Origin of the sequence: Pseudomonas sp., assembly GCF_026224925.1 — a bacterium.
Taxonomy (GTDB): domain Bacteria; phylum Pseudomonadota; class Gammaproteobacteria; order Pseudomonadales; family Pseudomonadaceae; genus Aquipseudomonas.
Genome location: NZ_JAMFRV010000559.1, coordinates 1 through 5,856, shown reverse-complemented (window position 1 = coordinate 5,856; position 5,856 = coordinate 1). Strand labels below are relative to the sequence as shown.

Annotated in this window: 6 protein-coding genes; 1 reads left to right on the top strand and 5 read right to left on the bottom strand. The window is 55.0% G+C overall.

What is annotated here, in order from left to right:
- The 4 genes from M0974_RS23405 to M0974_RS23390 all read right to left on the bottom strand — a co-directional run.
- A partial coding sequence (locus M0974_RS23405; RefSeq protein ID WP_297842507.1) for an acyl-CoA dehydrogenase family protein occupies positions 1 to 509 on the bottom strand: 509 nt, incomplete at its 3' end.
- Between the two features lie 648 nt (positions 510 to 1,157).
- The gene (locus M0974_RS23400) at positions 1,158 to 2,057 is read right to left on the bottom strand and encodes a hydroxymethylglutaryl-CoA lyase (RefSeq protein ID WP_297842503.1); all 900 of its coding nucleotides are present in this window, start codon (positions 2,055 to 2,057) and stop codon (positions 1,158 to 1,160) included.
- Between the two features lie 26 nt (positions 2,058 to 2,083).
- Positions 2,084 to 2,485, bottom strand: a complete 402-nt coding sequence (locus M0974_RS23395; RefSeq protein ID WP_297842500.1) for a MerR family DNA-binding transcriptional regulator — start codon at positions 2,483 to 2,485, stop codon at positions 2,084 to 2,086.
- Positions 2,486 to 2,631: 146 nt separating this feature from the next.
- A complete protein-coding gene (locus M0974_RS23390) occupies positions 2,632 to 3,579 on the bottom strand; it encodes a LysR family transcriptional regulator (RefSeq protein ID WP_297842498.1) in 948 nt (315 codons plus the stop codon).
- 160 nt (positions 3,580 to 3,739) lie between these two features.
- Between M0974_RS23390 and M0974_RS23385 the strand changes: the two genes are divergently transcribed.
- Positions 3,740 to 4,975 (top strand): acyl-CoA dehydrogenase, encoded by a 1,236-nt coding sequence (locus tag M0974_RS23385; protein WP_297842495.1) that lies wholly within the window; start codon positions 3,740 to 3,742, stop codon positions 4,973 to 4,975.
- Between the two features lie 296 nt (positions 4,976 to 5,271).
- On the opposite strand, the gene M0974_RS23380 is transcribed toward M0974_RS23385, so the two are convergent.
- Positions 5,272 to 5,856 (bottom strand): phosphate ABC transporter substrate-binding/OmpA family protein (locus M0974_RS23380; protein WP_297842492.1); only part of this gene is annotated, 585 nt, incomplete at its 5' end.

Here is a 5,856-nt window from a genome sequence, read left to right as displayed (position 1 = left end):
GTGTTGGCGTCCGGCCCGTTGGTGATCCAGGTTTTGCTACCGTTAAGCACGTAACAGTCGCCGCGCTTGTCGGCGCGAAGCTTCATGGACACCACGTCGGAGCCGGCATTGGGCTCGCTCATGGCTAATGCACCGACATGCTCGCCACTGATCAGCTTGGGCAAATACTTTGCTTTCTGCGCAAGGTTGCCGTTGCGGTTAATCTGGTTCACGCAAAGGTTGGAGTGGGCGCCGTAGGAAAGAGCGACCGACGCCGAGCCACGGCTGATTTCTTCCATGGCCACCACGTGAGCCAGGTATCCCATGCCTGCACCGCCGTACTCTTCATCAACGGTAATGCCTAGCAGACCCATGTCACCAAACTTGCGCCAGAGGTCAGCCGGAAACAGGTTGTCCCGGTCGATCTGCGCGGCGCGGGGGGAAATTTCTGCGGCGACGAAGGATTGAACCTGGTCGCGCAACATGTCGATGGTTTCGCCGAGGGCGAAATTCAGGCTCGGATAACTCATGGGAAGGTTTTTCCTATTATTGTATGGAGTTCGGTGTTCACCTTTACGTTAACGTAAACCTGCAAGGCTTTGCGTGTCAACGGGAGACTGGAGTAGGGCGGGGGATTTTGTTGAGTTTTTCAAACGCCAGACAGCACGAAGGGGAGCCTGGGCTCCCCTTCAAGGTTTTGTATGCTCTTTTTATTATTCGAGGGCGGCCTATTCTTGTTTTTGGCGACCAGTCCCTTTCACTTCTTTTTAATCGATCCCATTCAGGATCAAGAGCAAACGTATTTTTTTGAGCGCTGATGCTGCTTTTATCACTATCGATCCAACCAGTACTGGAGCTACCTGAGGTAGTTTTATTATTCTCTGTCCGGTTGCGAGACCTGAGTCTCTGAAAAGCCATCCACTCCAAAAAGATCTGTTAGCTGCGTCTCTGTCCGTGTTGTTCTTGTTATGTCAGAGCCGATACGTATTGTTTTTATTGGGTTACTGCTTTTTTTTTATTTTTGTTGTGCAAGAGATATAGCAGGAGCCGTGCCATGTTTTTTAATTCGTTTAAAAACAGTAGCTTATGAAAGAATGGCTCGCTCAGCTTGTTGAAAATAAACAGAAAATGTTTCCGTGTTACCCGTTTACGGCTACCGCTCATCGTTACGGTAACACTCAACCTGCCAGTCTTGCCTTGGCCACCCTTGATCCGGTAGGACGCCCCAGCACGTCGCAGATCCGTTGACCGGCGCCAATCAGCAGGTCCAGATCAACCCCGGTATCAATTCCCAATCCGTAGAGCATGTACAGCACATCTTCGGTGGCGACGTTGCCGCTGGCGCCCTTGGCGTAAGGGCAACCACCGAGTCCGGCAATGGAACTGTCAAACACTTGGATGCCTTCGAGCAGGCTGGCGTAGATATTGGCCAGCGCTTGGCCATAGGTGTCATGAAAATGCCCAGCCAATTTGCCTCGGGGAATCTTCCCTGCGACGGTTTCGAACAGCGTTCGCGTGGCCCCCGGTGTTCCGGTGCCAATGGTGTCACCTAGGGAAATTTCATAGCAGCCCATCGCGAATAGCTCATTGGCCACCGATGCCACCTGTTCCGGCGCAACCTGGCCTTCGTAAGGACAACCGAGGACGCACGACACGTAGCCGCGCACGCGCATTCCATGCAGGCGTGCGGCTTCCATGATCGGCGCGAACCGCTCGAGGCTTTCGCTGATAGAACAATTGATATTGCGCTGAGAGAACGACTCAGACGCGGCGGCAAAAATCGCAATTTCAGTCACGCCAGCGGCGAGGGCTTCTTCGAACCCTCTGAGGTTCGGCGCCAATGCGGCGTAGGCAACGTCTTCCTTGCGCTGTATTTGCGCAAACACCTCGGCCGAACCGGCCATCTGTGGCACCCACTTGGGTGAGACGAAGCTACCGACTTCTATGTAACTCAACCCGGCAGCGGACAGGTCGTCGACCAATCGAACCTTGTCGGCAACGCTGATCGGTTGAGCTTCGTTCTGCAATCCGTCACGCGGACCGACTTCCACAAGACGTACACGCTGAGGCAGGGGCATGGCATCACCTAATTTTTATTCGAGGTTTATTCTGTAACTTTATGATTTGTAATAGATCGTTCAAGCGCTGAAAGACAACGCTCTTCCGCTGTGTCCAGCTCTAGCTGCATTTGCTGAATGTCTAACAGTTGTTGTTCCAACTGATTACGGCGCTCACCGATCTTGCCGAGCATGGTGTTTAGTTGCTTTTGATTGTCCCCTCGCGGGTCGTACAGCTCAATGAGTTCCCGGCATTCCGCCAGGGAGAAGCCGATGCGTTTACCGCGCAGGATGAGCTTCAGACTGACCTTGTCACGGGCCGAGTAAATGCGCTCAAGACCTCGGCGCTCAGGGGCTAGCAAGCCTTGTTCTTCATAAAAACGAATAGCGCGAGTGGTGATGTCGAGCTCGCGAGCGAGGTCGGAGATGCTGTAGGTCAGGCTGCTCATAAGGGCGCTCGGGGTTAACGTAGGGGTTAACCTACGGCGTGCTTGACGTATACGTCAAGCTGCGTACCGAGCGCCCTTCGGTGACGCAGGTTGTTTGCAGCCTAGAAGCAATATTAAAAATAGGTTTAAATAGTTATATAAATCAATTATTTAACAGTTGTATCTAAGGTCTTGTCGAGCTTTTTATCTTGTGCTGTCACCTGTTGGCACAACTCAATTATTTGCTCACGCATCCAGCGGTTGGCCGGGTCTTGGTCAGTGCTTTCGTGCCAATAGAGGTGGGTTTCCACAAGTGGCACGTCATTGACCGGTAGGTTGAAGTAGTGCAGTTCGTGACGCTTGGCGAAGCGCTCTGGGACGGTCATGACCATGTCGGTTTGCTGCAACACTTGTGACGCCATCAGGTAATGCTGAGAACGCAGGGCGATCTTGCGTTGGATGCCCATTTTGCCCAATGCCAGGTCGACATGACCCAAGCCGCTACGGCGGCTGGAGATATGGATGTGGGTCAGTGACAAGTAGTCCTCAAGAGCAAATTTCTCCTTGGCTGCAGACGGGTGCCCTTTACGCATTGCGCACACGTATTTGTCTTCCATCAGCTTGACGTGACGTACTTGAGGGTCGGTGTTGAGCGGCGCATCGACAGCGAAGTCCAGTCGGCCGGCAGCCAACTCTTTGGTGGTCTCACGACGTTTTGACAGAAAGCTTTCGATGATCACGGACGGTGCCAAGCGGCGCAAACGCTGAAACAGCGTTGGCAGGATCACCGCTTCGGTCAGGTCGGTCATGCTGATGCGATAGGTTTTGTTGGCCTGCAGCGGATTGAAAATCCGGCTTTCTTGCACCGAAACCCTCAATAGCGACAGGGCATTGCGCACGGGGCCAATAATGTTCTGAGCCATGGGCGTTGGCACCATGCCTTGAGCGGTTCGCACGAACAATGGATCGTTAAACGTCTCGCGCAGCCGCGCCAAAGCATTGGAGACCGCAGGCTGGGTAATTCCGACTATTTGTCCAGCGCGGGTCAGATTTGCTTCGGTATAGATGGCATCAAACACAATAAAGAGGTTGAGGTCGACTTTGCTCAGATTCATTCCGTTGCGCTCTCATGTTGTTTTTGTTGTGACTTGCGTAGGTCGATCATATATCGGTTATGAATGTTTATACACGCTGAGAATAGGTTAGATAAATGTTTGTCGCTGATCTAGCATCCGATCCATGACCTCATCCACCTAATTGCGAAGGTAGCTGCCCATGGATTTCGCCTACTCCCCCAAGGTTCAGGAACTGCGTGAGCGTGTTACCGCGTTCATGGACGCCTATGTTTACCCGGCCGAACCCGTGTTCGAACGGCAGGTCAGCGAAGGGGATCGCTGGCAACCCACCGCGATAATGGAAGAGCTAAAGCTCAGGGCCAAAGCCGAAGGTCTGTGGAACTTGTTCTTGCCTGAATCAGAGCTGGGTGCTGGCCTGACTAACCTTGAGTACGCGCCGCTGGCTGAAATCATGGGCCGCTCGTTGCTCGGTCCCGAGCCATTCAACTGCTCAGCGCCTGACACCGGCAACATGGAAGTGCTGGTGCGCTACGCCAATGAAGCACAAAAAGTGCGGTGGCTTGAACCGCTGTTGCGCGGTGAAATACGTTCGGCCTTCGCTATGACCGAGCCAGACGTGGCGTCGTCTGATGCGACCAACATGGCTGCTCGTGCCGAGCGTGTGGGGGATGAGTGGGTAATCAACGGCCGTAAATGGTGGACATCAGGTGCCTGCGATCCGCGCTGCAAGATCATGGTGTTCATGGGCTTGAGTAACCCGGACGGCCCACGTCATCAGCAGCACTCCATGATCCTGGTGCCTACCGACGCTCCCGGCGTAACCATCGTCCGAGCGTTACCGGTGTTTGGTTACGACGATGCGCCGCACGGCCATGCCGAAGTGCTGTTTGAAAACGTGCGGGTGCCTTACGAAAACGTGCTGCTGGGCGAAGGTCGCGGGTTCGAGATTGCCCAAGGTCGCCTCGGGCCTGGCCGGATCCACCATTGCATGCGCTCCATCGGCATGGCGGAGCGCGCGCTAGAGTTGATGTGCAAACGCGCCATCAGCCGCACGGCGTTTGGTAAACCATTGGCGCGGCTTGGCGGCAACATCGACATCATTGCGGACTCGCGGATGGAAATCGACATGGCACGCCTACTGACGCTCAAGGCCGCCTACATGATGGACACTGCCGGCAACAAAGTGGCGAAAAGCGAAATTGCCCAGATTAAGGTGGTCGCCCCCAACGTAGCGCTGCGGGTCATTGACCGGGCGATCCAGATGCATGGCGGCGCCGGGGTTTCCAATGACTTCCCGCTGGCCTACATGTACGCCATGCAGCGAACCCTGCGCCTGGCCGACGGCCCGGACGAGGTGCATCGCGCGGCGATCGGCAAATTCGAGATCGGTAAATACGTACCCAAGGAAATGCTGCGCAGCGAACGACACGGTTAAGCAAATATCATCGGAGTTGCATGAATCTGTAGGGGCCAACTTGTTGGCGAAGGCTACGACGCGGTCTGTCTGATGCACCGCGGCGTCTGCTTCTCGAACAAGTTCGGTCCCACTGGTTCTCGGCATGGCTTTGGAGTTGGTGCAGTTCAAGATCCGGTGGGAGCAAGCTTGCTTGCGAATGAAGCGACGCCGTCTTGCTGATGAACCGCGTTGTCTGCTTCCCGAGCACGTTCGGTCCTTGAGTTCTCGGCATGGTGCTGGACTTGGGCAATTCGCCGATTCATGCAAGCCAGACTTTAATATACCCAAACCTCTACCCGCCGATTCTTGATCCGGCCTTCGTCGGCATCGTTTGCCGCCACAGGCATTTCATCCCCGAAACCGCGAATGTCGCGGAAGTTGACGCCGCTCTTCACCAGTTCACGGCGTACAGCCATTGCCCGCAGCTTTGACAGCAACGCAGCACGGACTGGATCACTCTTTGCGTCACCAAACCCTACCAGCGTGACCTCGCTGTTTAGCTTGTCGTGGCTCTTCAAATACGCCAGCACCCGCTGCAAGTCGCGCTGGGCCTTGTTGTCCAGAACCGCACTGCCTTGGGCGAATCGGAAATTCACCGACAAACGTTGCGCCTGCTTGACGATGACCTGGTAGTCCGTTGGCATTTCAGCGGAGACCTGTACCTTGACTGCCTGCACCGTCTGGGAAATGAACCCGTTAGCGGCTACGATTGCCTGACCTTTTGCGCTTTGCGCAAAGTGCACCAGCGCCTCGGCCCACGGCTGATGACTCACGGGCGGCAAGTACAAATAGAGACGCCGCGACAGCGGATAGTCCTCGGTCGCGATCAGGCTGACAGTCGGCAGCATCGGTGTCGAGTC